Source organism: Rahnella sp. CG8, assembly GCF_023701875.1.
GTDB lineage: Bacteria > Pseudomonadota > Gammaproteobacteria > Enterobacterales > Enterobacteriaceae > Rahnella > Rahnella aceris.
Genome location: NZ_JABAED010000068.1, coordinates 1 through 1,360, shown reverse-complemented (window position 1 = coordinate 1,360; position 1,360 = coordinate 1). Strand labels below are relative to the sequence as shown.

The 1,360-nt window shown below is 52.0% G+C and carries 1 protein-coding gene; it reads left to right on the top strand.

The window, feature by feature from the left end; all coding sequences use genetic code 11:
- The first annotated feature begins 73 nt into the window (after positions 1–73).
- Positions 74–1,078: an IS110 family RNA-guided transposase gene (locus HGO41_RS25705; protein ID WP_119261171.1), complete on the top strand. Its 1,005-nt coding sequence runs from the start codon at positions 74–76 to the stop codon at positions 1,076–1,078.
- The last annotated feature ends 282 nt before the right edge of the window (positions 1,079–1,360 follow it).

Here is a 1,360-nt window from a genome sequence, read left to right as displayed (position 1 = left end):
CTTAATAAGATGGTCACCCCCACCCTGTGAGCGGTACGCTGACAGGGTGTTTTTCTTTCTGAAGGGGATCATCATGCAAAACGTTACGCTCATCGGTATTGACCTCGGCAAGCATTCGTTCCATGTCCACGCTCAGGATAAAAACGGTAATGCATTGCTACGTAAGAAGTTTTCCCGCAACCCGTTAACCGCCTTTCTCTCTACTTGTGCCGCTTCTACCGTTGTTATGGAGTCCTGTGCGGGCGCCCATTTTATGGCCCGGCACATCAGCCAGTTCGGGCATCAGGTGAAGCTCATCTCTCCTCAGTTTGTCCGACCCTTCGTTAAAAGCAATAAGAACGATTTCATTGATGCCGAGGCTATCTGCGAAGCCGCATCACGACCTTCTATGCGCTTCGTGACTCCGCGAACCGAAGACCAGCAGGCTATGTCGGCGCTTCATCGCGTCCGTGACGCAATCGTCAGAGACCGCGTTAAAACCACCAACCAGATGCACGCTTTCCTGCTGGAGTTTGGCATTAGCATGCCGCGCGGCACCGCGGTTATCAGGCGTCTTGCTGCGGTGCTTGAAGAGCACGAACTGCCGCCTTATTTAGCGCGATTACTTATGCGTCTCCATCAGCATTACGCCTACCTCACTGAACAGATTGAAGAACTCGAACAAGAGTTAAAAACCCACATGGCGGATGACGATACCGCACAGCGCTTGCTGACTATCCCCGGCGTTGGACTTATCACGGCAAGCCTTTTAGCCACGAAGCTTGGCGATGGAAAAAGTTATGCCAGCAGCAGGGACTTTGCTGCATCGACGGGGTTAGTCCCACGTCAGTACAGCACTGGCGGAAAAAGTACGCTAATGGGCATCAGTAAGCGCGGGGATAAAAATCTGCGACGTCTTCTGGTGCAATGCGCTCGCGCTTTTATGCAACGACTTGAACACAATCAGGGGCGGCTGGCTGACTGGGTGAAGGCCCAGCTCTCGCGGCATCACTCGAACGTAGTGGCCTGCGGGTTAGCCAACAAACTGGCCCGAATAGCCTGGTCGGTGACAACCCATCGTACAGCTTTTATCCAATAAAAAGAGCCAACAGGGACGAACTGTTAGCTCTTAGGCGTTACGCAGTGACTTTCTGGTTTTGCGACGACTGATTATTGATGACATGAACGGCACAGCGACCTGCGGATGAACCTGACATAAAAAATGGCTCTTTGAAGCCGTCCGCTTTTTAAGGTTCTGCAGGCGCGGACTTCATCGTGGCGCGGGCAACGTAAGGTTGCCCATCAGACGCCGTATAGATTTAAGCAAGCCCATCATAAATCAAAATCAACGTTGCAAAAAAGGGGGTGACCATAGATTTTT

Bases quoted from the DNA above. Each gene is read 5' to 3' on its own strand.
- HGO41_RS25705 (WP_119261171.1), top strand. From the start codon at position 74: ATGCAAAACGTTACGCTCATCGGTATTGACCTCGGCAAGCATTCGTTC.